The organism is Aeromonas sp. HMWF015 (assembly GCF_963878965.1).
In the GTDB taxonomy this organism is placed as follows: domain Bacteria; phylum Pseudomonadota; class Gammaproteobacteria; order Enterobacterales; family Aeromonadaceae; genus Aeromonas; species Aeromonas veronii.
This window is the reverse complement of record NZ_CAWNZT010000097.1, coordinates 1-2,103: the sequence shown is the minus strand read 5'-3', so window position 1 is coordinate 2,103 and position 2,103 is coordinate 1. Positions and strand designations below refer to the sequence as shown.

Sequence of the window (2,103 nt, the reverse complement as noted above, 5' to 3'; positions counted from 1 at the left end):
GTCGCTCACTTGCAGAGACAGCGATGTATCGGTTCAAACAGTTGTTAGCGGGGAAAAACAGTCTGCGTAATTACAACGGTCAAGTGAGAGAAATCATGACGTATGTCAGCGCCATAAACAAACTGAATACCCTTGGTCTACCTGTCAGAAAGCCCCGAGTGTAGCGGTCACTTGGGGCTGGGGCAGTTGTGGCGTGATGGTTGATTTGGGAAACAGTGTAGTGGTCAACTAAATCCCTGTATTTTTTATGCACACAACACTGTACTTATCTGACTCTAATACCTGTTTAGCTAACATCCCACTCCCCATTCGAGAAAGTACGATCCCTTTGTTTAGCCAATAGGATGATTTAAAACCAATCTGATTTTGAAAGTCGGGAGATTGTAGTAAGTTAGTATATTCAAGCTGTGAAGCAATACGACCATTAACTCTCTTGCAAAATTCTACGCCATCAAAAAATGACAGACGCCTTAAGTTATTCCCCTGATCAATATATGTATCTTGCTCATCCGACCGCTTAGATACTGGCAAGCTAACCTGAACATTGGATATGGTGAAGTTTTTACCTAACATTTGCTTTTTTTTCACCCTCTTTGGCTTAGCTAACGATTTTGGGGGATTCAGCTGGGGGATAGCTACTTTATCACTAATAGGCAGATATAACTTCATATCTTCTGTGATATGTCGAACAACCGATGCGGAACCGTTCTTCCCCTTGACATAAAATGAGTGAGCCCCTGAATCTAGGGTAATACCTATCTCTCTTCCCTCACCATACGCATTACCATCGACAAAATATTCTACCGTATCATTGGAATGCAGCATGACTATAAACTGCGACAATCCCAACAAGTCATTGATGTAGGCAAGTACTTTCTCACCAATCATCCGCTTATAATTAAAGCGCCCCTTGTAATTAACCGTTCCATCCAGTCCCATGGTTGCTTCGGTTATTGTGTAGCCAGCAATATCTTTTACCTCCCATAAACTATCTACCTTTGCACTGGCTTGCATAATAATGTCAGCCTTCCTGCCCGCACCAGTCAGACACTGATTGATATTCTTTTGGGGAGAGCACTGAAACTCACCTTGAAACTGCAAAGCACTAACCTCTTCAGCCTCCTTGCGGAGTCGGGAAACAATTGTATCTCGTAGTGAAATTTTACGCTTGCACAGCTGCTCATTTTGTACAGCGAGCTGCCTCGATTTAAGACGCAACTCTCGCCGGGTCTCTGATAGCAAATCTTCCTGACGCGCCAAGTCCTCTTTAAGGGATTTCACTTTCTTGGCAAGGCGCCCTATCTTCAGGAGTGCCGATCTTTCCTCATCCTCCCCTCCATCCTCAATAGCGCTAACAAGCTGTTTGCTGGCCGCCTTCACCTCTGCAGTCAATGACAACAGTGAACGGTCCATATCTTCTTTAAGTGAGTCTTGTAAATAAACATCTTCACTTAATGATTGAACATCCTTGTTCAACTCAACGACCGCAGGCGTGTTCACCAATGTTGAAATGGCCTGGGATTCCTCCTCGGTCAACATCAACTTTTCAGCAGCAATACTCTTCTCAGAAAAGATGCAAGATAACAAAAATAGCCCCCAACCGAGACAGGCTATTACTTGCATGACGTTAATCTTTCGATTTTCGTTCCACGTCCAACAAGGAGCTCGCTGTTGTGTTGTAAGGAAGGGATAAAAAGACTTTTCCCGGGTCCAACCAGCCAACTTCGTCCTATCGACTTTCCGCATTCGGCATTCTCCATAAGAACCACATATCCATTGCTGTTATTTGTAAAGCGGGGCCCGACAAGGGTATGTCTCATTGAGAAATGAGAAGGAGGGATAACCACCAACATGGTTACCCCCTCTTGATAGCGTTTAGATACGCCAGACACCAATGACACTTCAAAATAACGTTCTTTTACACTCGCCCCCCCCAGCCAGGTCAGTATCAACCCTTTTCGCTCAGGGCTGATACTGACCTTTAACTCCGGCGGGCTTGTTGCAATCACGCGTCGCTGCGCGTTTGGGTAGTTCACCTCAGAAACCGACACAGCAACATTTTTATCCATCTCTGGCACGACCACCAACTGCTGCCGCTGAGAC

2 protein-coding genes and 1 pseudogene are annotated in these 2,103 nt (G+C 45.1%); 1 reads left to right on the top strand and 2 read right to left on the bottom strand.

The window, feature by feature from the left end:
- Positions 1-164, top strand: a pseudogene (locus tag AACS18_RS04565) (IS5/IS1182 family transposase); the annotation flags it as partial.
- A 64-nt stretch (positions 165-228) separates the two neighbouring features.
- On the opposite strand, the gene AACS18_RS04560 reads toward AACS18_RS04565, so the two are convergent.
- Both AACS18_RS04560 and AACS18_RS04555 read right to left on the bottom strand, forming a co-directional pair.
- Positions 229-1,623 carry a hypothetical protein gene (locus AACS18_RS04560; protein ID WP_146184852.1) on the bottom strand — a complete coding sequence of 465 codons (1,395 nt, stop codon included), beginning with the start codon at positions 1,621-1,623 and terminating at the stop codon, positions 229-231.
- The coding region (locus AACS18_RS04555; protein WP_181363409.1) for a hypothetical protein at positions 1,614-2,103 on the bottom strand (490 nt) is incomplete at its 5' end. The genes AACS18_RS04555 and AACS18_RS04560, both read right to left, overlap by 10 nt.

What these genes read in the sequence shown, in the direction of transcription:
- AACS18_RS04560 (WP_146184852.1), bottom strand. Translation starts at nt 1,623, where the DNA reads ATGCAAGTAATAGCCTGTCTCGGTTGGGGGCTATTTTTGTTATCTTGC.